General features: G+C 32.1%; 22 protein-coding genes. 13 read left to right on the top strand and 9 right to left on the bottom strand.

The features are described from left to right. Window positions 1-820 precede the first annotated feature (820 nt). Both QHG34_RS14380 and QHG34_RS14375 read right to left on the bottom strand, forming a co-directional pair. On the bottom strand, window positions 821-1,222 hold the full coding sequence (locus tag QHG34_RS14380) for a DUF4296 domain-containing protein (RefSeq protein ID WP_282630924.1): 402 nt from the start codon (window positions 1,220-1,222) through the stop codon (window positions 821-823). After that, window positions 1,219-1,941 (bottom strand): polyprenol monophosphomannose synthase, encoded by a 723-nt coding sequence (locus tag QHG34_RS14375; protein ID WP_282630923.1) that lies wholly within the window; start codon window positions 1,939-1,941, stop codon window positions 1,219-1,221. Before QHG34_RS14375 ends, QHG34_RS14380 begins: the two co-directional genes overlap by 4 nt. Before the next feature lie 66 nt (window positions 1,942-2,007). Between QHG34_RS14375 and QHG34_RS15865 the strand changes: the two genes are divergently transcribed. From QHG34_RS15865 to recJ, 3 genes are read left to right on the top strand one after another with little or no spacing between them, the layout of a single operon-like run. Continuing rightward, window positions 2,008-2,682, top strand: coding sequence for a DUF4271 domain-containing protein (locus QHG34_RS15865; protein WP_407080917.1), 675 nt, complete (start codon window positions 2,008-2,010; stop codon window positions 2,680-2,682). A gap of 7 nt (window positions 2,683-2,689) precedes the next feature. Further along, window positions 2,690-3,439, top strand: coding sequence for a uroporphyrinogen-III synthase (locus QHG34_RS14370; protein ID WP_282630922.1), 750 nt, complete (start codon window positions 2,690-2,692; stop codon window positions 3,437-3,439). A 49-nt stretch (window positions 3,440-3,488) separates the two neighbouring features. Next, window positions 3,489-5,189, top strand: coding sequence for a single-stranded-DNA-specific exonuclease RecJ (gene recJ / locus QHG34_RS14365; protein ID WP_282630921.1), 1,701 nt, complete (start codon window positions 3,489-3,491; stop codon window positions 5,187-5,189). Here recJ and rsmI read toward each other — a convergent pair. Continuing rightward, window positions 5,186-5,860 carry a 16S rRNA (cytidine(1402)-2'-O)-methyltransferase gene (gene rsmI, locus QHG34_RS14360; RefSeq protein WP_282630920.1) on the bottom strand — a complete coding sequence of 225 codons (675 nt, stop codon included), beginning with the start codon at window positions 5,858-5,860 and terminating at the stop codon, window positions 5,186-5,188. The genes recJ and rsmI overlap by 4 nt on opposite strands. A gap of 115 nt (window positions 5,861-5,975) precedes the next feature. Between rsmI and QHG34_RS14355 the strand changes: the two genes are divergently transcribed. Beyond that, complete coding sequence (locus tag QHG34_RS14355; RefSeq protein ID WP_282630919.1) at window positions 5,976-6,305, top strand: hypothetical protein; 330 nt, start codon at window positions 5,976-5,978, stop codon at window positions 6,303-6,305. A gap of 13 nt (window positions 6,306-6,318) precedes the next feature. On the opposite strand, the gene QHG34_RS14350 is transcribed toward QHG34_RS14355, so the two are convergent. Together QHG34_RS14350 and QHG34_RS14345 are read right to left on the bottom strand one after the other, a co-directional pair. Then, complete coding sequence (locus QHG34_RS14350) at window positions 6,319-6,813, bottom strand: DUF4252 domain-containing protein (protein ID WP_282630918.1); 495 nt, start codon at window positions 6,811-6,813, stop codon at window positions 6,319-6,321. 52 nt (window positions 6,814-6,865) lie between these two features. Then, on the bottom strand, window positions 6,866-8,602 hold the full coding sequence (locus QHG34_RS14345; RefSeq protein ID WP_282630917.1) for a 1-deoxy-D-xylulose-5-phosphate synthase: 1,737 nt from the start codon (window positions 8,600-8,602) through the stop codon (window positions 6,866-6,868). 71 nt (window positions 8,603-8,673) lie between these two features. Here QHG34_RS14345 and QHG34_RS14340 point away from each other — a divergent pair, with 71 nt between their 5' ends. From QHG34_RS14340 to QHG34_RS14325, 4 genes are read left to right on the top strand one after another with little or no spacing between them, the layout of a single operon-like run. Next, window positions 8,674-9,252, top strand: coding sequence for a DUF3109 family protein (locus QHG34_RS14340; RefSeq protein ID WP_038336749.1), 579 nt, complete (start codon window positions 8,674-8,676; stop codon window positions 9,250-9,252). A gap of 7 nt (window positions 9,253-9,259) precedes the next feature. After that, window positions 9,260-10,921 (top strand): DUF6909 family protein, encoded by a 1,662-nt coding sequence (locus QHG34_RS14335; protein ID WP_282630916.1) that lies wholly within the window; start codon window positions 9,260-9,262, stop codon window positions 10,919-10,921. Between the two features lie 5 nt (window positions 10,922-10,926). After that, entirely contained in the window at window positions 10,927-11,931 is a 1,005-nt protein-coding gene (locus QHG34_RS14330) for a Gfo/Idh/MocA family protein (protein WP_282630915.1), read from the top strand. Then, window positions 11,912-12,307 (top strand): acyl-CoA thioesterase, encoded by a 396-nt coding sequence (locus tag QHG34_RS14325; RefSeq protein WP_282630914.1) that lies wholly within the window; start codon window positions 11,912-11,914, stop codon window positions 12,305-12,307. Before QHG34_RS14330 ends, QHG34_RS14325 begins: the two co-directional genes overlap by 20 nt. 45 nt (window positions 12,308-12,352) lie before the next feature. On the opposite strand, the gene QHG34_RS14320 is transcribed toward QHG34_RS14325, so the two are convergent. The 3 genes from QHG34_RS14320 to QHG34_RS14310 form a co-directional block, all read right to left on the bottom strand. Further along, window positions 12,353-12,649: a type II toxin-antitoxin system RelE/ParE family toxin gene (locus QHG34_RS14320; RefSeq protein ID WP_282630913.1), complete on the bottom strand. Its 297-nt coding sequence runs from the start codon at window positions 12,647-12,649 to the stop codon at window positions 12,353-12,355. Next, window positions 12,634-12,867, bottom strand: coding sequence for a hypothetical protein (locus QHG34_RS14315; RefSeq protein ID WP_282630912.1), 234 nt, complete (start codon window positions 12,865-12,867; stop codon window positions 12,634-12,636). Before QHG34_RS14315 ends, QHG34_RS14320 begins: the two co-directional genes overlap by 16 nt. 111 nt (window positions 12,868-12,978) lie before the next feature. Then, window positions 12,979-13,500, bottom strand: coding sequence for an acyl-CoA thioesterase (locus tag QHG34_RS14310; protein ID WP_282630911.1), 522 nt, complete (start codon window positions 13,498-13,500; stop codon window positions 12,979-12,981). 175 nt (window positions 13,501-13,675) lie between these two features. Between QHG34_RS14310 and QHG34_RS14305 the strand changes: the two genes are divergently transcribed. From QHG34_RS14305 to QHG34_RS14290, 4 genes are all read left to right on the top strand, one after another. Continuing rightward, window positions 13,676-14,077: a hypothetical protein gene (locus QHG34_RS14305; RefSeq protein ID WP_282630910.1), complete on the top strand. Its 402-nt coding sequence runs from the start codon at window positions 13,676-13,678 to the stop codon at window positions 14,075-14,077. Between the two features lie 155 nt (window positions 14,078-14,232). Beyond that, a complete protein-coding gene (locus QHG34_RS14300) occupies window positions 14,233-15,315 on the top strand; it encodes an efflux RND transporter periplasmic adaptor subunit (RefSeq protein ID WP_282630909.1) in 1,083 nt (360 codons plus the stop codon). A gap of 18 nt (window positions 15,316-15,333) precedes the next feature. After that, on the top strand, window positions 15,334-18,504 hold the full coding sequence (locus tag QHG34_RS14295) for an efflux RND transporter permease subunit (protein ID WP_282630908.1): 3,171 nt from the start codon (window positions 15,334-15,336) through the stop codon (window positions 18,502-18,504). Further along, on the top strand, window positions 18,494-19,945 hold the full coding sequence (locus tag QHG34_RS14290) for a TolC family protein (RefSeq protein WP_282630906.1): 1,452 nt from the start codon (window positions 18,494-18,496) through the stop codon (window positions 19,943-19,945). Before QHG34_RS14295 ends, QHG34_RS14290 begins: the two co-directional genes overlap by 11 nt. Window positions 19,946-20,025: 80 nt before the next feature. Here QHG34_RS14290 and QHG34_RS14285 read toward each other — a convergent pair whose 3' ends face one another. Beyond that, entirely contained in the window at window positions 20,026-21,201 is a 1,176-nt protein-coding gene (locus tag QHG34_RS14285; protein ID WP_282630905.1) for an HU domain-containing protein, read from the bottom strand. Window positions 21,202-21,418: 217 nt separating this feature from the next. Here QHG34_RS14285 and dprA point away from each other — a divergent pair, with 217 nt between their 5' ends. Beyond that, on the top strand, window positions 21,419-22,387 hold the full coding sequence (gene dprA, locus QHG34_RS14280; protein ID WP_282630925.1) for a DNA-processing protein DprA: 969 nt from the start codon (window positions 21,419-21,421) through the stop codon (window positions 22,385-22,387). The last annotated feature ends 40 nt before the right edge of the window (window positions 22,388-22,427 follow it).

Genomic DNA, 22,427 nt, shown 5'->3' with positions numbered 1-22,427 from the left:
AAATATGGTAAGGTCAAAAATCCTAATGATTTTCCTACATTTCAAATTAATCAAAATAATAATACAATAATATTAAATAAAAACTATACTTTTAAATGTTCCTAACAAGGGGAAGATTACAATTCTTGCAAATAATTTTGAAAAAACTTTAGATTTATTAATTAATGAAAAACAAGTAAATGGTAAAACTTTTTATGGTATTGGAGTTGTTGATAAAGGAAAAGAAATATTAGATTTTGTTTTTGATAATGAATTATTTAAATTAAGAGAGTTTATTAACAAGTCAAAAAGTAATGATGTGATTTTTCGAAAATTCCAAAGGAAAATTGAAGATTTTGAATTGTTTTTTCAAGCTTATTTCAATGATGGAAAGGAATACATTTCATTTGATTTTGTAAAAGAAGAAGATGATTGTCCTTTTTAAAAATAATGATCGAATAACTTCATAAAAAAAGTCTCACAAACAAGTTGAAAGACTTTTGACAGATACTAAAATATAACTACACTTGGTAGTGTTACTAAATGCTTTTGAGAAAAGTTGACTTTCTTTAATAAGTAAAAAAGGATTTGATTATTTGTTCAGATAACCTAACAAAATTGTAGCAACAACAATTATGATGATTGCAAGAACAAAAATATCGACTAATCGGATAGATCTCGAGCCAAATCCTACCTTTTTTGATTTACTTATTCTTTTTGATGGCATAAGTAGGGATTTATATTTACGTAAAGATAAAATTTTCTCTAATACAAAATTTTAAAAAGGCGATTAGTTTTCAGATTCTTAATAAAAAAAAATAGTTCAATCTTGGGGACTGAACTATTTGTTATTTTTATTGTCAACACCAAGGTTGTTGGTTTGATCTTTTTGGCGTTTTTTTTCTTCATCAGATAGCTGATCGTAAAGTTTACTTTTTACATCATCAAGCATTTCTTTGAATGACTCGGGTTGCATTAAGTAATATTGATAACTTTTTTCGAAATCCGAATATTTAATTTGATGTTTTTTTAAGATATCCGAAGCATCTTTGGCTAAACTAAGTGTTTGATCTTCGTTTTGAACAGGATACATTTGTATTCCTTGTTGACTTATATATAAATCAGATAAAACCTCAATCATATCACTTCTACCAATCAAATTATCAGGTTTTTCATAATTTTTTGGTGTACAGCTAATAATCGTTCCGATTAATAAAATGAAAGTAAAAAATAGTGTTCTCATAATTTTCCGAAAATATTTCTTAATCGTAATGTAATTACACCAAAAACTGCTTCTCCGATAATATCTGAGCTAATTTTAGATTCGCCTAAAGTTCGGTCAGTAAAAATGATTGGAACTTCTTTTAATTGAAATTTTTTAATCCAAGATTTATACTTCATCTCAATTTGAAAACCGTAACCTTTGAATTTTATTTTATCTAAATCTAATGTTTCCAATACATTTGCTCGATAGCCAACAAAACCTGCTGTAGCATCATGTACAGGTAAATTTGTGATGATTTTGACATATTTCGAAGCAAAATAAGACATCAAAACTCTATTCATTGGCCAATTTACCACGTTAACACCATTAGAATAACGCGAACCAATTGCAACATCAGCTCCATTAGCTAAAGCATCATAAAGACGAGGCAAATCGTTTGGGTTATGAGAAAAATCGGCATCCATCTCAAAAATAAACTTGTAGTGATTGGCTAATGCCCATTTAAAACCATGTACATAAGCACGACCTAAACCATCTTTTGTCGTACGAATCTCTAAATGTAAGCGGTTGTTAAATTCTGGTATCAGACGTTTCACAATATCATTTGTACCATCTGGCGAACTATCGTCAACAATCAATACATCAAACGTTCCGTCAACTGATAGTGCGGCACGTATAATGGCTTCTACATTTTCTTTTTCGTTGTAAGTCGGGATGATGACTAATTTGTCCGACATAATTATTATTTTGTGGGCATAAAGATAGTTATAAGATTGTTAGGGTTTTGTATTTTTGACAAAATTATGAAAACAAACGATTTAATTTCGATAGGAAGAAATACACTTGGAAACGATACCGTGCTTATCGTTTTGATTGTATGTTTGTTATTGGTGTGTGCATCAAAGTATTTGTTTGCAAAGAACTTTAAAACACTCGATAATAAAACGGAGTATATGAGTTTTACAGATGATAACACTACCTTGTTCAGCTTTGTTGTGAACGGAATTACGGTATTGCTAATAAGCTTGTTATTGGTATCCTATTTTAATATTACATACGGACATTTCATTAATTTTAAGTTCTATTTTTTATCCAGGGTAGCAATAACATTTGGCTTCATAAGTCTTATTATGTTATTCCGATTATTAATAGAAGTTACGTTTTATAGAGTGTTTTATGAATCGAGTACAATTTCGTATTTCATGAAAAGTTCTAGCTTCGTCAATGCGAAGAATGTTTTGCTTTTACTAGTTATTTGTTTTCTATATTATTACACCACTATTAACAAAGATTATTTGATGATGGGAGGTTTTATATTGTTGTTTTTGAATAGAATATTCGAAATTTATCATATTTACGCAAAACAAATAAGTAGCAATAAATCAATTTGGTATTATAATATTTTGTACCTTTGCACCCTAGAAATTTTACCCATTATGGTTTTAGCAAAACTATTAACTGTAGGTAAGGTAATCTAAAATTACTATGAAAGTTAAATCAGTATTAGTATCACAACCTAAGCCTCAGGCAGAAAACTCGCCTTACTACGAGATTGAAAAGCGTAACAAAATCAAGATTGATTTTAGACCATTTATCCAAGTTGTCGGAATTGATGCTAAAGAAGTTAGACAACAAAAAATCGATTTTACAAAGGTAACAGCAGTCATTTTTACAAGTAGAAATGCTATTGATCACTTTTTCCGTTTAGCAGAAGAATTGAGATTTACCGTTCCAGATTCGATGAAATATTTTTGTGAATCAGAGGCCATTGCTTTTTATTTACAAAAGTACATTGTGTATAGAAAACGTAAAATTTACATTGGCGAAAAAGTATTTGCCGATTTAGTTCCATTGCTTAAAAAACACAAAGACGAGAGTTTCTTGTTACCTGCATCTGATGTTTTGAAACCTGATGTTCCAAAATTATTAGATAGTTTAAATTTAAATTGGCAGAAAGCAACTTTGTTCAGAACTGTTTCAAGTGATTTATCAGATTTATCAGATGTAAAATACGACATTTTAGTATTTTTTACACCTTCTGGTATCAAATCATTGTTCGAGAATTTTCCAGATTTTGTACAAGATAATACAAGAATTGCCGTTTTTGGAAAATCGACAGTTGATCAAGCAAAAGAGATGGGATTACGTGTAGATATAGAAGTGCCAACAAAAGAAACGCCTTCTATGACTATGGCATTAGACAAATACGTGAAAGAAGCAAACAAATCTAAATAAGATTTCGCTTTACCTTTCTCTCTAATTAAATTTTATGTAAATTAAAGAGATGGAAAAAACTTGGGAAATAAAACAACAACCCTCAACTGAAATAATTAGCGGTTTGCAAGAGTCACTAAACATTTCTGAGGCACTTGCTATTTTGTTAGCCCAACGTGGAATTGAAACTTTTGATCAAGCAAAATCATTTTTTAATCCAACTTTAGATGATTTACATGACCCATTTTTGATGAAAGGAATGGCAGATGCTGTTTCCCGCATTAAAAATGCAATTGATGACGAAGAAAATATCTTAATATTTGGAGACTACGATGTAGATGGAACGACTGCAGTAACACTCTTTTATGAGTTTCTGACTTCCATCTACTCGAAAGTCTTTTTTTATATCCCTGATCGAAATAACGAAGGTTACGGAATTTCTCAACAAAGTATAGATTTCGCTATAGAGAATGATATTTCAGTTGTAATCGTTTTAGATTGTGGAATTAAGGCACATGAGCAAATTAAATATGCCCAATCTAAAGGGATTGATTACATTATTTGTGATCATCATTTGCCAGATCGTTCTGTACCAAAAGCTTATGCGGTTTTAGATCCAAAACAAAAAGGTTGTCGTTATCCTTACAAAGAATTGAGCGGTTGTGGTGTTGGTTTTAAATTGGCACAAGCATATACCGAGAAATTCAATCTTCCTAAAGAAAATCTTTATCCTCTTCTCGATTTAGTTGCAGTAAGTATTGCAGCAGATATTGTTCCTATAACTGGAGAAAATCGTGTGTTAGCCTATGCAGGGTTGAAAAGATTAAATTCAGAGCCTCGTTTGGCTTTTCAACAATTGATTCCGGTTAATATTAAGAATAATGTGAATATTTCGAATGTAGTCTTTTCTATAGCGCCTAAAATTAATGCTGCCGGACGCATAAAACACGGCTCAGAAGCAGTTCGTTTTATGTTGAGTACTGATGAAGAAGATTGTAAAAAATACTTGAATGATATCAATTCGTTAAATAACGAACGAAAGTTGATTGATGTTGATATTACTGAAAGTGCTTTAGATCAATTAAATAAAATTAATACAAAAGAAAAATTTTCTACAATCGTTTACGATCCTACTTGGAACAAAGGAGTAATTGGAATTGTAGCTTCTCGTTTGGTTGATATTTATTACAAACCTACCATTGTTTTTACAAAAAATAATGAAGGTGAAATTGTAGGTTCAGCCCGTTCAATACAAGAGTTTGATATTCATTCAGCGATTGAGAAGAATGCTAATTTATTGACGCAGTTTGGTGGACATATGGCTGCTGCTGGTTTATCAATGAAAGAAGAAAATTTTGATCAGTTTAAATTAAATTTTGATCAAACAGTGAGAGAAATGTCGAATGGAAAGCATTTTACTCCTTCAATTCTGATAGATAAAGAGATTTCTTTTAACGATATGACACGTTCTTTTTTAGAATCGGTGATGAGAATGGCTCCATTTGGACCAGAAAATATGAATCCTGTTTTTATTTCGAAAGATTTATTGGCAACTGATTTCCGATTAGTTGGTAAAGAACACGCTCGTTTGTACGTACATCAACGCGATACACGTATTACTTTTCCTGCAATTGGTTTCAAATTGGGGAAATTTGGACCAAATTTAGAGAAAGGTCAATCGTTTGATATGGTTTACACAATCGGAATGAATTATTGGCAAGGAAAAGGAACTTGGCAATTAAATATTAAAGATATTCGCTTCAACGATTAATGATTTCCTTCTACAACCAAAACCATTTCACCTTTTAAATTCCTTTTTTCGGCTATTTCGGCTAATTCAGTCAAAGTTCCACGTAATGTTTCTTCAAATTTCTTTGAGATTTCTCTTGACAAACTTGCTTTACGTTCCGCTCCAAAAGCTTCTGCTAAATCTTTCAACGTACGACCAATTTTATGAGGTGATTCGTAGAAAATCATCGTTTTCTTTTCTTCTACTAATGAATCTAATTTAGATTTTCTACCTTTTTTTACAGGTAAAAATCCGACAAAAGTAAATTCGTTATTTGGTAATCCAGAAACAACTAATGCAGGAACAAAAGCGGTTGCGCCTGGTAAACATTCGATTACGATATTATTTGCCACACATTCTTTGGCTAACAAATAACCTGGATCAGAAATACCTGGAGTTCCGGCATCTGTAATAATCGAAATGATTTGACCATCTTTTAACTGACGAATAATATCTTCGGTTGCTTGATGCTCGTTGTGCATATGATAGCTACGCATTGGAGTAGAAATTTCGAAATGTTTCAGTAAAATACCACTATTTCGCGTGTCTTCTGCCAAAATCACATCCGATTCTTTTAGCACATCAACCGCTCTAAATGTAATATCTCCCAAATTTCCGATTGGCGTCGGAACCAAATATAATTTTCCACTCATACGACAAAGTTAAGAAGAATTGTTTTGAGATAAAATTTATCTATCTTTAATGTATAACTCTAATCTGGTTATGATGAAAAACTACCGATTTTTTTGGCCTATAATCCTCTTTTTTATGTTAAACAGCTGCTTGATGGTGAAGCCACCTGAAGCCAAAACTGAAATGATTGTTGTAATAGATTTTGGAAAATCTTGTTTAAATTATGATGAACAAGATTATTTAGCTGAAACAACTAAAAAATCGAAGAGAAATTTTACGACTTCACTTTATACAGAAAAAGGTTGTGAGGATTTATACATTTTAGATGATAGTAAATTTGATTTTAGAACTTTTTATGATAATCAAAAATTATTTATAAACCATCAAGCAATAGTTTCCTATAGAGAATATAATTTTAAAGGAAAACTGATTAAAATCGTGTATAAAATAAAGCCAGCTAATTAGCTGGCTTCTTATATTATTTCAAAATATCTGCTAAATCTGCAATATCTTCAGCTGAAACTTTGTCCAAAACTTTGTCTAAATCTGCTCTTGGAATATCTAATTTAGAATCGATAACCAATACATTTCGCAAACCATTAATTCCAAAAATCATTTTCTTAACTCGTCCGCCATCTTCTTGTAATGAAATATTCAAACGGCTGTCTTTCGCTTTGAATTTTACCAAGTTTTCGTATTTTTCTCCACGCATAGACGATTGCAAATCATTCATGATTCTTTTTTGCTTTCCTTGTCCTGCATCTGTAACAACAAAAACTTTTGCCGATTTTAAGTAATTAAATAAATCTGTTCCACCAGCTTTTCCAGCTAATTTCAACGCAAAAGAAGGTAAAGGAATTACAGTAGATTGATTGTCGTATTTTGTGTAGAACTCTTGCATGTTGCTTGTTGTACCGCAAGATTGCAATGTTAACAATACTGCTATAAAAGATAAACCGATTATTTTTTTCATTAGTTGTGTGTTTATAAATCAGAGAAAGCTATTACAACTCTCGTACCGAAAATTACAAATAACTAAAAATCATTTCCAAAATCGACGAATCATCTAAACCAACCATTTGTTCTAATTCAAAAATTGAAGCATGTTCGATAAATTCGTCAGGATATCCATTGATGGTGATATTTCCTTTGTAATGAATAGAATTTAAAAATTCTAAAATTCCACTTCCAAAACCACCTTTTTTTATTCCATCTTCAAAAGTTAGAATGGTAGAATATTTCAATGAAATAGCTTTTAAGCGAGATTCATCTAATGGTTTTATGAATGGAAAATCAATCAAAGCAATTTTATCTTGAAGATGATTTTGAATGATAATTTCTTCAATTCGAGAACTAATTAATCCAGTTGAAAGAATTGCTAATTGTTTTCCTTCAAAAATAATTTCAGATTGACCGATTTCTATTTTTTCTGCTTTAGAATTATTAGTTTGGATATTATTCTTTGGATAACGAATCGCAAAAGGTTGAGTTGTAAACTGAGCTGTGTGCAATAGATTTTTAAAATCTTTCTCGTTTCGAGGCGAAGACACAATCATATTCGGAATTTCGCGCAAATACGGAATATCAAAATAACCATGATGCGTCGCGCCATCTGTACCAACAAATCCTGCACGATCAATACAAAACACAACAGGTAGATTTTGTAACGCTACATCGTGAATCACTTGGTCGTACGCACGCTGTAAAAATGTGGAATAAATCACACAATACGGAATGGTATTTTGCGTAGCCAAACCAGCTGTAAAAGTCACCGCATGTTGCTCTGCAATTCCGACATCAAAAACTCGTTCAGGAAAATCTTGATGACATTTTACCAAATTACTTCCCGTGATCATCGCAGGCGTTATCGCAACGATTTGTGAGTTATCTTCAAGTAATTGATGCATGGTTTCACCAAAAACATCTTGATACGATTTTTCTTTCTTCTTTGATTTTATTTCGCCCGTTTCTTTATCGAACAAACCTGGAGCATGCCATTTTACTTGGTCAATTTCGGCTTGCTCGTAACCTTTTCCTTTTATTGTTTTGATGTGTAAAACTTTTGGACCTTTGATTAAGTCAGCTTTATTGAAAGCATTCAATAATTCATCAAAGTTGTGTCCGTCAATTGTTCCAATAAAATTTAAACCGAAATTGGTAAAGATATTTTCGGATTGATTTTCTAATGATTTAAAATGTTTTTTCAAACCACCAACCGAAGGGTCAATTCCGATATCATTATCATTCAAAATCACTAAAACATCCAAATCTGTTGATCCAAGATGATTTAACGCTTCCAAACTCATTCCAGAAGTAATCGATGCATCACCAATAATTGCAATATGTTTTCGGTCAATTTGATTGATTTTATCTGCAGTTGCCATTCCAACAATTGCAGAAATAGAGGTAGAAGAATGTCCCGTTCCGAATGTATCATATTCACTTTCGATGCGTGTTGGAAAGCCAGAAATACCGTCTTTTTGACGAAGTGAATCGAAAATTTTTTGACGACCAGTCAAAATTTTATGAGGATAACATTGATGACCTACATCCCAAATCAACAAATCTTGAGGAGTATTGTAGTGATAATGTAATGCAATCGTTAATTCAATCACACCTAAACTTGCGCCCAAATGCCCTGGTTTTACACTCAAAGTATCCAAAATAAACTCGCGCATCTCGTGAGCTAAAGCATTTAATTGAGATGCTTCAAAAGTCCTAAGTTCCTTAGGATGATTGATTTTTGAAAGTAGACTATCCATTATTCTTTTACAAAATTACATTTTTCTGAGGAATTCTCCGTACCTTTGCATGTTACAAAATTTAATGTAACATGTTCCAAATAGGAAAAACCCTTGTATCTGAAGAACTACTGAATGAAGATTTTGTTTGTAATCTGAACAAATGTAAAGGGATTTGTTGTGTAGAAGGTGACGCTGGCGCACCTTTGAATGATGACGAACTAACTGTATTAGACGATATTTATGAAGATGTAAAACCTTATTTGCGTCCCGAAGGAATTGCGGTGATTGAGCAAGAAGGTAAATACACAATGGATACTGACGGCGATTGGGTAACTCCATTGGTCAATAATCGCGAATGTGCTTATTTAGTTTTCGAAGAAAATGGTTTTTCGAAATGTGGAATTGAAAAAGCATATGAAGACGGAAAGGTCGATTACAAAAAACCGATTTCATGTCATTTGTATCCAGTTCGTGTTAAGGAATATTCAAATTTCACTTCTGTTAACTATGATGTATGGGATATCTGCTCGGATGCTTGTACCTTAGGAAAAGAATTGAAAGTGAATGTTGCAACATTTGCAAAAGATTCGTTAGTCCGAAAATTTGGACAAGAATGGTACGATGAATTAATGGCCATTCAACAAGAATTAAACAACCAAAAAAAGTAAAAAATTTATGTCAATAACAAGAGCAAGAAGATCTACTGACGCTATTGAAAGATTATATATCTCAATGCGTCATTTATTTCATAGAGGAGTGTACCGTCCATCTGGTGCACCTGGAAAAATATTAAGAAATTTATTATTCGAAATCAATCCTGAAATCTACGGATCAATGACAGATCCAAATAAGGTAGAATTAAGCGGATTGATGTACGTTTTAGATCGTTTACCAGAAGGAATTGTAGAAACACCTTATGTGTCTTTTACATCTGACGAAGGATATGATCGTTCTATTTTTACACCAATTATTCCTGCAAAACGTCGTCGTTTTTGCTATAGAATTGATGATGATCAAATGAATATCGAAATATCTCGCGGTCGTTCTGATATTTATGATGTTTTGACGCACTTAACGTTTTTATACAATGAGGCGGATAAAATTAGAAATAGAGCATTCAGTAACGAAACACTTTCTAAAAGTAGAGCGTGGGAATTCATCGAAAATGTTGTATTCAATGAAGTTGAAATTTCCCGTAAAGAACGCGAAGTTGCTTTGATGCATTTATCGACTATTTTAGGAAGAACGTTTGAAGAAACACAAGAAATTCATCATTATTTCAGTAAAGCTACTGATAAAGATTATTTTTTCCGAGTAGTTTATTGGATGGGTTACACAAGCCAACAAGATCGTATCGGAACAAAGAAACGTGAAATTACATTTACGTCAACTTTACGCGAATCGATTGGTCATCATATGATTGGTGAGCATTGGGCAAATGAAATCAAACGTGTATTATTCGAAAATAATCTTCAAGATAAAAACATACATATCATTTCTGCTAATATGCACAGTGTTTCAAACATGTTGTATGCGTATGATGGTTTGAAAAGAAAATACAAAAATGATGGTGTAGAAATTTATGAAGATTTGAGTGCAGCAAACAACAAAATGTTGCGAGAATCGTTAAATGATTACACACAACAGAATGGTTTAGTTTACATCAAAGATCAATCAGGAACAAATATCGATGTTCAAATTATTGATTTATCTAAGGTAAATGTTACAAATTCTGCGTTTTCTTATGCAAAAGATAAGAACAACGAGGTAATTATTGTGATGGATTATGCTTTTGGAGAGCAAGCTTTCGAAGCAATGGATGAATTGTTGAAACCATATAGAGTTGGAGACGTAAAATTCAAAATGAATGTTAAATCTGTTGCAATTATGGGTAAAGCTGGAATCTTAGAAGGAATCAAAGGTGATATTATGATTGCTACTGCACATGTTTTCGAAGGAACTACAGATAATTATGTTTTTGATAACGAGTTAACTGCTGATGATTTTGCTGGACAAGGTTTAGGTGTTTACGAAGGACCAATGATTTCGGTTTTAGGAACATCGTTGCAAAACAAAGACGTTTTAGAATATTTTAAAAATTCGTCTTTCCAAGCGATTGGATTAGAAATGGAAGGTGCGCATTATCAAAAAGCAATTCAAGTAGCTTCAAAAATTAGACATCACATTGATAAAGATGTTAAAGTAATGTATGCATATTATGCTTCTGATAATCCTTTAGAAACAGGAAGTACATTAGCTTCTGGTGGTTTAGGATTAACTGGAGTAAAACCAACGTATCTTATTACACAAAAGATATTAGAAAAAATTATTAAATAAATTTAATGAAAAATTTTTCCATTTTAGGCTACGGTCATATTGGACGTGTACATCAACAAGCGATAGAAGAAACAGAGAATGCACAATTAATCTCAGTAATTGATTTTGATTTGCCCGATGATTTTTCTGTAAAAAATTATTCGACATTAGAAAGCTTCTTGAAAGAAGATCAAGAAACAGATGTTGTAATAATTGCGACGCCAAATGGTTTGCACCGAGAACATGCGATTCGTTGCTTAAAAGCTGGGAAAAATGTTTTGATTGAAAAACCAATTGCATTAACGATAGAAGATGTTACGGAAATATTGAAAGTTGCTGACGAAAAAAAATTAAGAGTTTTTACGTCTATGCAACTTCGTTTTTCTCCCGTAGTTCAATATGTCAAAAATTTGCTTGATAATCATTCGTTAGGAAAGATTTTTATGGTAAACATTAATTGCTATTGGAATCGTAATAAAAGCTATTACAAACAACGTGAATGGCACGGAATCCAAGATTTAGACGGAGGTGTTTTGTTTACTCAATTCTCTCATTTTGTTGATATCATGAATTTTTGGTTTGATGAGGTTATTTGTACAAATTCAAGAAGTTTCAATTTTACACATCAAGAAATAACAGAATTTGACGATTCAGGTTGTGTCGATTTTACGGCCGATGGAGCAATTGGACATATGATTTATACTACATCCGTTTTTAATAAAAATTTCGAAAGTAACATTACCATTATTGCAGAAAAAGGAACCATCAAGATTGGTGATCAGTATCTTAATCAAATGATTTATTCTGATCTCAAAAATGTATGTTGTTCTAATAAAATTTCGACAGAACAAAAAAATTTCCATCCAAATGCAATTGCAGAAGTTTCTGAAGCTTTATCACTTCAAAATGAATCTTTGCTCGAAGGAAAATATGCCGTAAATTTGGTCAAGTTTATTTCTGAAGCTAATCGTTTAGCAGAAAATAATAAACGTCAACAAAAAACAGAGAACTATGAAATTTCACACTCGTAAATGGGTAAAACCAGAAGATCTTAATCCAAATAAAACACTTTTTGGAGGTAAACTTTTGGCTTGGATTGATGAAGAAGCAGCATTATACAGTATCATACAGTTAGAAAATTCGCATGTGGTAACTAAACATATGTCCGAAATTAATTTTATGGCTTCGGCACGCGAAGGTGATATTGTAGAAATTGGAATAGAGGTTGTGAAATTTGGAACAACTTCGTTGATTTTACAATGCGAAGTTCGAAATAAAATGACACACGAAACGATTATTACAGTTGATCGAATTACAATGGTTAATCTTGATGAAAATGGAAAACCAATAGCACACGGGAAAACTGAAATAGAATACGTGATTGACCGTTTAGCCGGTAAAGGTTAAAAAAAATATATTAATAGAAAAAGTCGAAACTTAGTTTCGACTTTTTTATTTTATTCTGAATTTACTAGGGTTCTGTTTTGAACTTTTTATTGTTAAAATATAGAGTTTTGAGTTTTTTACTTCATAAAAAAGAAGATAGTCTTTAATGATTTTAATTCTAACATTTTCAAAATTTGTTTTTCGCCCAATTTCAGGAAATAAAACAATTAGATTGATTTGATTTTGAATTAATTGAAAAAGTTTTTGACTATAAAGAATTGATTGGTTTCGATTTTTCCAATAATCTAAAATGTCAAACAATTCATTTTTTGCTTGAGTTGTCCAAATTACTTTTTCAGCCATTCATTCATTTCTTCATTAACAACATTATTTGACAAAACATTGTTATTTAAAATTTGATTCTTAGCTTCTATTATTGCAAGTTTTTCATCTTCAGAAACTTCATAAATAGAACTTTCAGTCTGAAATTTTAATAATTCTAAAATTTCTTCCAATTTCATTTTATCATTCAGATTAGAAATTTGAAGAATTAGTTCTAATTTTAAATCAGAGATATTCATATTGCTTTGTTTTAGAATAAGATAAAGTTAGTAAAAAATTTAAAACATAAAAAACTCGTTGATTTAATTGATAAAATTCAACGAGTTAAGTGATATTTATTCAAAAAAGAATTACTCTGTAATAAACAACGATTTCAATTCAAGTGCATCAGCAGGATTCATTCTTCCAGCTAATATCAAACTTAATTGTTTACGACGCAAAGCAGCTTCATAACGTTCTATTTCTTGCTCAGATTCAGGAATTAATTCCGGAACTTGAACTGGTTTATTATCATTATCAACAGCTACAAATGTGTAAATCCCACTATTTGTTTGGTTGTAAACACAATTATCATAATCATAAACATAAACATCAACATAAACTTCCATCGAAGAATTAAATGCACGAGTTACTTTAGATTCTAATTTAACTGTGCTTCCCATCGGAATTGGAATGTTGAATGCTACGTGATTTACACTTGCTGTTACAACTAAGAAACTTCCTCCGTGCATTTTTGCAGAAATAGAAGAAATTCTATCCATAGAAGCCAGTAATTCGCCTCCAAACATATTTCCTAAGTTGTTCGTTTCGTTTGGTAAAACTAAGTTTGTCATTACCGCTAACGATTCTTTTGCTGTTTTTGCTTTCGCCATAAACTTTTGTTTGTTGAGTTGCAAATTTCTGTAAAATATTCGGATTTAGAAAAACTTAATAAAAAGTAATAACTAACTGTAAATAAGTAAACTAATTTGTTAACAAAAAATTTATAGTTAAAAAATGTTAATACGCTTTGTTGTATAAAATCAAATCTTACATTTGAACAGAATTATGAGAACATTTGTTACATACCTACTTTCTGCTTTATTTCTGCTGTTTTTTGCGGAAACTAAAGTGTTGGCTAGTACGCAACATTCTCAAGAAAATTTTACATCACAAACTGTTGCTAACGATAATACTCATTTTTATCATGCAGGAAAAGTTGTAGAAACTAAATTTTCGGCAACTTCACATACATTTCAACTACAAGAATTAAGCCCAAGTATTGAACAATCGGATGACGATTTACAATTATCAAAACAGATTGATTTAGAAGCTTGTGCAAAACTATTAAGTGTTGTTTTAATCTTAACTTTTTTATTAAAAGGATTAAGAAAGAAAAACATCTTCTACAATAAAACCATCAAATTTTCGAGTTGTAAATACATTTTGCTACGTACAATCAGAATTTGATTTTCTTAAAAATTTTAAAATTACATTACAAACAAAACTTCTGTTAGGCGTTTATAACAGTAAGTTGATGCTTTTTTGTATGTAATATTTTTTGGTACAACTACTTCGCCAAAAAATTTTTAAAACCAAATTATCATTTAATAGTTAGAAGAATTATGAAAAGAGTCGCATTATTTGTTGCTCTGAGTACTGTTTTGTTGACAACAAGTTGTTCATCAAAAAAACAGGAAAAAGAAGAAGAAAAAGATTATCCAGTAACTACTCCGCTTAGAATGGATACAATCTTGAACAAGGATTATGTTTCGCAAATTAAATCAGTTCGCAACATCGAAATTCGTGCACAAGAAAAAGGATTTTTACAAAAAATCTATGTGGATGAAGGGCAATATGTACAAGCTGGACAGTTGTTGTTTCGTATTATGCCACAAATGTATCAGGCAGAATACTTAAAAGCGAAAGCAGAAGTAAAAGAAATGCAAATAGAGTTACAAAACTCGAAAACATTAGCAGATAATAATGTTGTTTCTAAAAATGAACAAGCTATTGCACAAGCGCATTTAGAGAAGTCAAAAGCAGAAATGCAATTAGCACAATTACATTTATCATTTACGGATATTCGTGCGCCATTTTCGGGTGTGATAGATAGACTTCCGATGAAATTAGGAAGCTTGATTGATGAAGGTATGTTGTTAACAAACTTGTCAGACAACTCTCAAATGTTTGCTTACTTCAATGTTTCTGAGCCAGAATATTTAGATTATCAAACCAATATACAAAATCGTGGAAGTAATGCTGTTTCATTGATTTTAGCAAATAATCAACCTTTACCAGAGAAAGGAAAAGTAGAAACGATAGAAGGTGAATTTAATAATGAAACTGGAAATATAGCTTTTCGTGCACGCTTCCCAAATCCAAATCGTTTGTTAAGAAACGGCGAAACAGGAAAAGTTCAAATGACAGTTCCGTTGCACAATGTATTATTGATTCCGCAAAAAGCAACTTACGAAATTCAAGATAAAGTATATGTTTTTGTTGTAGATAAAAATGGGAAAGTAAAATCTCGTAACATCACTGTAGGATCAGAAATGCCCGATTTGTATGTTGTAGAAAGTGGTTTGTCAGAGAACGATCAAATTTTGTTAGAAGGAGTACAGAAAGTGAAAGATGACGATAAAGTCAAAACTAAATTCATGGCGCCGCGCAAGGTATTTGCTTCTCTAAAATTAAAAGCCAATTAATCATTAAAGACGAAAATTATGTTTGATAAATTTATTCGAAGACCAGTTCTTTCGATTGTCATTTCGTTGATTATTGTTTTCTTAGGAATCTTGTCATTGGTCAAATTACCTGTAACGCAATTCCCTGCAATTTCGCCACCAAAGGTGAATATTACAGCAGAATACCCCGGTGCAAACAACGAATTATTGATTAAATCAGTCGTTATTCCGTTAGAACGTGCACTAAATGGAGTTCCTGGAATGAAATACATTACATCTGATGCAGGAAATGATGGTGAAGCATCTATTCAAGTCATTTTTGACTTAGGAACCGATCCTAATATTGCTGCTGTAAATGTGCAAAACCGTGTTTCTTCAGTCGTGAATAAACTTCCTCCGCTTGTTGTTCGCGAAGGTGTAAAAATTACGCGTGAAGAATCAAATATGTTAATGTATATCAACTTGTATAGTAAAGATCCGAAAGCAGATCAACAGTTTTTATATAATTATGCAGATATCAATATTTTGTCTGAATTGAAACGTATCAACGGAGTTGGTGACGCAGATATTTTGGGAAATAGAGAATATGCGATGCGTATTTGGTTGAAACCAGATCGCATGCAAGCGTACAATATTTCTGCAGAAGAAGTTATGAACGCACTAAATGAGCAAAGTATTGAAGCTTCACCAGGTAAAACGGGAGAAAGTTCAGGTAAACGTTCAGAAGCATTTGAATATGTGTTAAAATATTCAGGACGATACAATACAAAAGATCAATATGGTAATATTATTTTGCGCTCAAATCCTGATGGAGAAATTTTACGATTAAAAGATGTTGCTGATATAGAATTTGGTAGCTCAATGTATGATATTTACTCAACTTTGAACGGAAAACCATCTGCTGCAATTGTTATCAAACAATCGTACGGAAGTAATGCAAGTGAGGTTATCAAAAATATAAAATCGTTGATGGCTGATCTGAAAGAGAACAATTTACCAAAAGGAATGGAGTATGAAATTTCTTATGACGTTTCGAAATTCTTAGATGCTTCTATGGAAAAAGTTGTTCACACACTTTTTGAAGCTTTCGTTTTAGTTGGAATTGTGGTATTTTTATTCTTAGGCGATTGGCGTTCTACATTGATTCCTGCTTTGGCGGTTCCTGTTTCGTTAGTCGGAACTTTTGCGTTAATGAGTTTCTTTGGAATTACATTAAACTTGATTTCTTTATTCGCGTTGGTAATGGCAATTGGAGTTGTTGTCGATGATGCAATTGTAGTGATCGAAGCTGTTCACGCGAAGATGGAAGAAAAAAATCTTTCGCCTTTACGAGCAACAGAAGAAGCGATGCGCGAAATTAGTGGAGCAATTATCGCAATTACATTTGTAATGGCTGCCGTGTTTATTCCAGTTGCGTTTATGTCTGGACCTGTAGGTATTTTTTATCGTCAATTCTCGATAACAATGGCTACGTCTATTATTCTTTCTGGTATTGTAGCGTTAACGTTAACGCCTGCATTGTGTGCAATGATTTTGAAAAATAATCATGATCAACCAAGAAAGAAAACGATGTTAAATAAATTTTTAACAAAGTTTAATCACTTATTCAACAAAGGATCATTTAAATACGAGAAAGTTTTAACAAAAACAGTTAATAAACGTACGGTTACATTTGGTGTTTTATTGGCGTTTTGTGCAGGAATTTTCTTTATCAATAATAGTTTACCTTCTGGATTTATTCCAAACGAAGATCAGGGAATGTTTTATGCAATCATTCAAACACCTCCAGGTTCTACTTTGGAAAGAACAAATGATATTTCGCAAAAATTACAAAAAATTGCAGAAGGTATAGATGGTGTTTCTTCAGTTTCATCACTTGCAGGTTATGAGATTTTAACAGAAGGAACTGGAGCCAATTCGGGAACATGTTTGATTAACTTAAAAAGTTGGGAAGATCGATCTAAATCGGCTGATGAAATTATCAAAGAGTTAGAAGAGAAAGCGGGTAATATTAATGGTGCTAATATCGAATATTTTCAGCCACCATCTGTTCCTGGATATGGTGCTGCTGGTGGTTTTGAGTTGAGATTATTGGATAAAGCAGGTAGTGGAGATTATCATAAAATGGAAGAAGTGAGCCGCGATTTTGTTAAAGAATTGAGTCGTCGTCCAGAATTAAGTTCTGTTTTCACATTTTATAGTGCATCTTTCCCTCAATATATGTTGAAAATTGACAATGATATTGCAGAACAAAAAGGTGTTTCGATAGAAAATGCAATGGATAATCTTTCGACTTTAATTGGTTCTAATTACGAAACAAGTTTCATTAAATATGATCGACCTTATAAAGTTATGGTTCAGGCAGCTCCTCAGTACAGAGCGTTGCCAGAGGACTTATTGAAATTATATGTCAAAAATGATCAAGGAGAAATGGTTCCGTATTCAGCTTTCATGAAAATAGAAAAAGTGTATGGACTTTCAGAAATTACGCGTCACAATATGTATAATGCAGCAGAAATTAGTGGAACACCTGCGCAAGGTTACAGTAGTGGACAAGCGATTGCAGCGATTAATGAAGTGGCAAAAAATACATTACCTCGTGGTTTTGGTATAGATTGGGCTGGAATTTCAAAGGATGAGGTTTCTCGTGGGAATGAAGCGGTGATTATTTTCGCCATTTGTTTAATTTTCGTTTACATGATATTAGCAGCACAATACGAGAGTTTTATTCTGCCTTTACCAGTTATTATTTCATTACCAACCGGAATTTTTGGAGCATTTTTCTTCTTGAAATTATTAGGATTAGAAAACAACATTTATGCACAAGTTGCAATGGTGATGTTGATTGGTCTTCTTGGAAAAAATGCCGTGTTGATTATTGAGTTTGCGGTACAAAAACATAACGAAGGTTATTCAATTGTAAAAGCAGCAATTGAAGGAGCTGGAGTTCGTTTTCGTCCAATTTTGATGACATCGTTCGCCTTTATTGCTGGTCTTATTCCATTAGTAATGGCTTCAGGGCCTGGTGCTGTTGGGAATAGAACGATTGGTACAGCCGCCGCTGGTGGTATGTTGTTCGGAACTATTTTCGGGCTATTTATTGTGCCAGGTTTGTATGTTGCATTCGGAACTTTAGCGGATAAAATGCAATTGGTAAAATACGAAGATGAAAATCCTTTAACTGAAGAAATTGTAGAAGATGAAGAATAATACAATCAAAAATATAATAGCAATAGGTGTTTTTGGAACAATGATTTGGAGTTGTAAAGCGCCAGCAGTAAGTCAAGAGATTGAAAATCATCAAGCACCAAAACTTCCAGCGAATTTTGAAAATATTCAGAATAATGATGCGTCTTTAAACTCTGGATTAACACCTTGGAAACAATTTTTTACAGATCCTAACTTAGTTGTTTTAATTGACGAAGGATTAAAAAATAACCAAGAATTGATGATTACGCTTCAAGAAATTGAAATCGCGAAGAATGAAGTGATGTACAAAAATGGAAAACTTACACCAACTGTCGAAGCTAAATTGGGTGCTGGTGTTGAAAAAGTAGGACGTTATACAAGTCAAGGAGCTGGTGACGCGTCTACAGAAATTAAACCTGGACAAGAAATGCCTGACCCTTTGATGGATTATATGGCTGGATTTTCGGCGAATTGGGAAGTTGATATTTGGAAAAAACTGAGAAATTCTAAAGAAGCTTCAGTAGCTCGTTTTTTATCAACAGTAGAAGGGAAGAATTTTGTGCTTTCTAATTTGATTGCAGAGATTGCGTCGTCTTATTACGAATTACTTTCGTTGGATACGCAGTTAGATTATATTCATCAAAATATTGCGTTACAAAAAGATGCGTTGCGTGTAGTTAAAATTCAGAAAGAAGCCGCTCGTGAAACTGAATTAGCGGTGAAGAAATTTGAAGCTGAGTTGTTAAAATCTGAAAGTGAAGAATATGATATTCGTCAAAATATTACTGAAACAGAGAATAGATTGAATGCATTATTGGGACGTTATCCACAACCAATAAAACGCGATAATTCTGAATTTACGAATATGATTCCACAGACGATGAATGCAGGAATTCCATCACAATTGTTAGCTAATCGACCTGATATAAAACAAGCAGAATTAGAGTTGAAAGCGTCTGCTTTAGATGTGAAGGTGGCAAGAGCTGAGTTTTATCCATCGCTTAATATTTCAGCTTCATTGGGATTGAATGCATTCAAACCATCATATTTAGTTAAAATGCCTGAGTCTATTTTGTATTCTTTGGCTGGAGATTTAGCTGCACCATTAATTAACAAGAGTGCGATAAAAGCAGAGTTTAATACAGCAAATGCGAAACAAATTCAGGCATTATACGAGTATGATAAAACAGTATTAAACGCTTATTTAGAAGTTGCAAATCAAATGTCGAAGATTGATAATTTGGAGAAAAGTTATGCTTTTAAACAAAAACAATCTGATGCATTAGTACAATCGATTGATATTGCTAATCAATTATTTAAAAATAATCGTGCAGATTATCTTGAAGTTTTGATGACGCAACGCGATTTATTGGAAACGAAAATGCAATTAATCGAAACAAAAGAAAAACAATTAAGTACAGTTGTCGCTATATATAAAAGTTTAGGCGGAGGCTGGAAGTAGTTTTCATATTTCATTCTAACAAAAGAAATAAGCTGTCCAATTTGGACAGCTTATTTCGATTTATATTAACTTAAAATCGTTTAATTTTCAGTTCTAACCCAAGTTCCAGGGTTCTTTTTATTCATTTCGTTCATGTATTTTTGCGCTTCTGTCATATCATTAAAACTTCCGTAGTTGACATAATAATAACGACCTTTTACATACGAAACACTTGCATTTTTATAACCTTGTTTCTTTAAATCTGCTAACATACGATCAGCATCTTCTGAACGACGTAGAGAACCAGCGATAACTTGATATTTTTTTGCTGTAGATTTAGCAATAACGATAGGTTCTTTTTTATCTGATTTCAAAGTAGTTTTAGCATCTACTTTTGTCGATTTTTTCTCTTCAACCTTCGCGTTTTCTACTTTTGTAATCTTTTTAGTTTCTGTTTTTACAGCTTCTTTAGTAGCAGGTTTTTCTTTTACAATTGCAGTAACTTCTTTTTCGTTTTCATTAATCTTCGTTTCTTTAACTACGGTAATTTCAACTTTTTTAGGTGTTTCAATTGTGTCTGTTTTCGTAACTGTTTCAGCTATTTGGTATTCAACTAATGATGGCTCATCAATATTTTGAGGTGTGTTATACACATCATATTGCACAGCTTTGTCATCTGTTTTAGCGTCAGAATTACCAATCATTGGTAATACTAAGCCACTCCATTGTTCTGTTACAAACTGTTGAACAGGTTGTGGCGTATTAAAATATAGGAAGCCACCAACAATAATCGGAATTAAAGAGGCTGCGGCTAAAAATTTTGACATGTGTTTGTTAGAAGTTTTTGTTTTAGACGAATCTAAAATGTAATTGGCTTGTAAATTAGAAAGTCCGTAGGCAGCAATGAAATAATTTTGAGCATTTTCTGGTTTGAAATCAATTTTTCCAGCTTCGTTAAATTGTATTTCACCAATATTTTTTAAGGTTAGGATTTTTCCATTCTTCAAGTGTTCTTGCCAAAAATAGACTTGTTCATCCAAATAAGTTTGCGCTTTATCAAAAGCCATAGGCTCATCGTGCGCAATTTTGTTCACTAAAATTCCATCACTTTTTGTTAATGAAGAATTAAATGAAAGCTCTTTTCTTGGTGAAATAAATGTATTCGTTTGCTCATCAAACGTCACATTTGCAGTGTTTGAGATAAACGCACCAAAATTTGGAACGATTACACAATCGTGCTGAAATAATAATTGACTAATATGCTCTTCTAACCTCATTATACGAAATTAACATTTTTTTTAGATTTAGCAAAAAATAAATACTTAAAATTCTGCTTAGTTGGTTTAATATTAATAATTTAACACTATGTAAACCGATTTACCCTACATTTTAGCTTTATCTTTTCAGAAAGGAATTGGCGATTTTACAGCTCGAAAAATTATCCAATTTTTTGGATCTGCTGAAGCCGCTTGGACTTGCAAACCAAAAGATTTGATGCAAATTTCGGGAATTGGACTACAAATTAGCAAAGATTTTGCCAATAAAAAGTATTTAGATTTAGCATTTAACGAAATTGAATATTGTAAAAACAATGAAATCAATATTTTAACTATTTACGATGAAGCTTATCCAAATTTATTAAAAGAGTGTTTAGATGCTCCAATTGTGCTTTTTACAAAAGGAAATTTAGAATTTAATCAATTCAATAACAAAAAAATATCGATTGTCGGGACGCGCAAGATGACCAATTATGGGAAGAATTTTATTACGGAATTGATTGAAGGAATTGCTGAATTTGATACAACGATTATAAGTGGATTAGCTTATGGCTGCGATATTGAAGCTCATGCACAATCGCTCAAAAATAAAGTACAAACGTGGTCGGTGATGGGAACAAATTTTGATCGAATTTATCCTGCTTCTCATAAAAAAATAGCCCATGAAATGTTAACTAATGGAGGCTGGATTACAGAACAACCAAGTTTTAAGGCTGTTGTTCCAGAAGCTTTTTTGCAAAGAAATAGAATTATTGCAGGTTTAGCTGATGTTACAATTGTTGTAGAATCTGCTTTTAAAGGAGGTAGTTTAGTAACAGCAAAATTTGCGAACGAATATAATCGTGAAGTTTTTGCGTTACCAGGAAAAACGACAGATTCGTTAAGTGTTGGTTGTAATTATTTGATCAAGTCGCAACAAGCCTATTTAATTGAAAGTTCAAAAGATATTATTGAGTATTTTAACTTTGATATTAAGAAAAAACCGAATCAATTGGATTTGTTCTTAGAGTTTTCTGATGAAGAAAAAATCATTATCAACTATCTAAAAAATAATGGGAAACAACACATCGATAAAATGTCTCTTGACCTAAATTTGAAAACGTATGAGTTGATGCCAACTTTACTCGATTTAGAGTTAAAGCAAGTTATTGCAACACTTCCAGGTAAGTTTTTTGATCTTATCTAGTAATCTGTACAATTTTTCATCTAAAATTTTGTTATAAATT

Origin of the sequence: Empedobacter sedimenti (assembly GCF_030005555.1) — a bacterium.
GTDB classification, from domain to species: Bacteria; Bacteroidota; Bacteroidia; order Flavobacteriales; family Weeksellaceae; genus Empedobacter; species Empedobacter sedimenti.
Note: the sequence above shows the minus strand (reverse complement) of the source record. Positions and strands in the feature narration are given on the sequence as shown.

Bases quoted from the DNA above. Each gene is read 5' to 3' on its own strand.
- QHG34_RS14380 (WP_282630924.1), bottom strand. From the start codon at position 1,222: ATGAGAACACTATTTTTTACTTTCATTTTATTAATCGGAACGATTATT.
- QHG34_RS14375 (WP_282630923.1), bottom strand. From the start codon at position 1,941: ATGTCGGACAAATTAGTCATCATCCCGACTTACAACGAAAAAGAAAAT.
- QHG34_RS15865 (WP_407080917.1), top strand. From the start codon at position 2,008: ATGAAAACAAACGATTTAATTTCGATAGGAAGAAATACACTTGGAAAC.
- QHG34_RS14370 (WP_282630922.1), top strand. From the start codon at position 2,690: ATGAAAGTTAAATCAGTATTAGTATCACAACCTAAGCCTCAGGCAGAA.
- recJ (WP_282630921.1), top strand. From the start codon at position 3,489: ATGGAAAAAACTTGGGAAATAAAACAACAACCCTCAACTGAAATAATT.
- rsmI (WP_282630920.1), bottom strand. From the start codon at position 5,860: ATGAGTGGAAAATTATATTTGGTTCCGACGCCAATCGGAAATTTGGGA.
- QHG34_RS14355 (WP_282630919.1), top strand. From the start codon at position 5,976: ATGTTAAACAGCTGCTTGATGGTGAAGCCACCTGAAGCCAAAACTGAA.
- QHG34_RS14350 (WP_282630918.1), bottom strand. From the start codon at position 6,813: ATGAAAAAAATAATCGGTTTATCTTTTATAGCAGTATTGTTAACATTG.
- QHG34_RS14345 (WP_282630917.1), bottom strand. From the start codon at position 8,602: ATGGATAGTCTACTTTCAAAAATCAATCATCCTAAGGAACTTAGGACT.
- QHG34_RS14340 (WP_038336749.1), top strand. From the start codon at position 8,674: ATGTTCCAAATAGGAAAAACCCTTGTATCTGAAGAACTACTGAATGAA.
- QHG34_RS14335 (WP_282630916.1), top strand. From the start codon at position 9,260: ATGTCAATAACAAGAGCAAGAAGATCTACTGACGCTATTGAAAGATTA.
- QHG34_RS14330 (WP_282630915.1), top strand. From the start codon at position 10,927: ATGAAAAATTTTTCCATTTTAGGCTACGGTCATATTGGACGTGTACAT.
- QHG34_RS14325 (WP_282630914.1), top strand. From the start codon at position 11,912: ATGAAATTTCACACTCGTAAATGGGTAAAACCAGAAGATCTTAATCCA.
- QHG34_RS14320 (WP_282630913.1), bottom strand. From the start codon at position 12,649: ATGGCTGAAAAAGTAATTTGGACAACTCAAGCAAAAAATGAATTGTTT.
- QHG34_RS14315 (WP_282630912.1), bottom strand. From the start codon at position 12,867: ATGAATATCTCTGATTTAAAATTAGAACTAATTCTTCAAATTTCTAAT.
- QHG34_RS14310 (WP_282630911.1), bottom strand. From the start codon at position 13,500: ATGGCGAAAGCAAAAACAGCAAAAGAATCGTTAGCGGTAATGACAAAC.
- QHG34_RS14305 (WP_282630910.1), top strand. From the start codon at position 13,676: ATGAGAACATTTGTTACATACCTACTTTCTGCTTTATTTCTGCTGTTT.
- QHG34_RS14300 (WP_282630909.1), top strand. From the start codon at position 14,233: ATGAAAAGAGTCGCATTATTTGTTGCTCTGAGTACTGTTTTGTTGACA.
- QHG34_RS14295 (WP_282630908.1), top strand. From the start codon at position 15,334: ATGTTTGATAAATTTATTCGAAGACCAGTTCTTTCGATTGTCATTTCG.
- QHG34_RS14290 (WP_282630906.1), top strand. From the start codon at position 18,494: ATGAAGAATAATACAATCAAAAATATAATAGCAATAGGTGTTTTTGGA.
- QHG34_RS14285 (WP_282630905.1), bottom strand. From the start codon at position 21,201: ATGAGGTTAGAAGAGCATATTAGTCAATTATTATTTCAGCACGATTGT.
- dprA (WP_282630925.1), top strand. From the start codon at position 21,419: ATGCAAATTTCGGGAATTGGACTACAAATTAGCAAAGATTTTGCCAAT.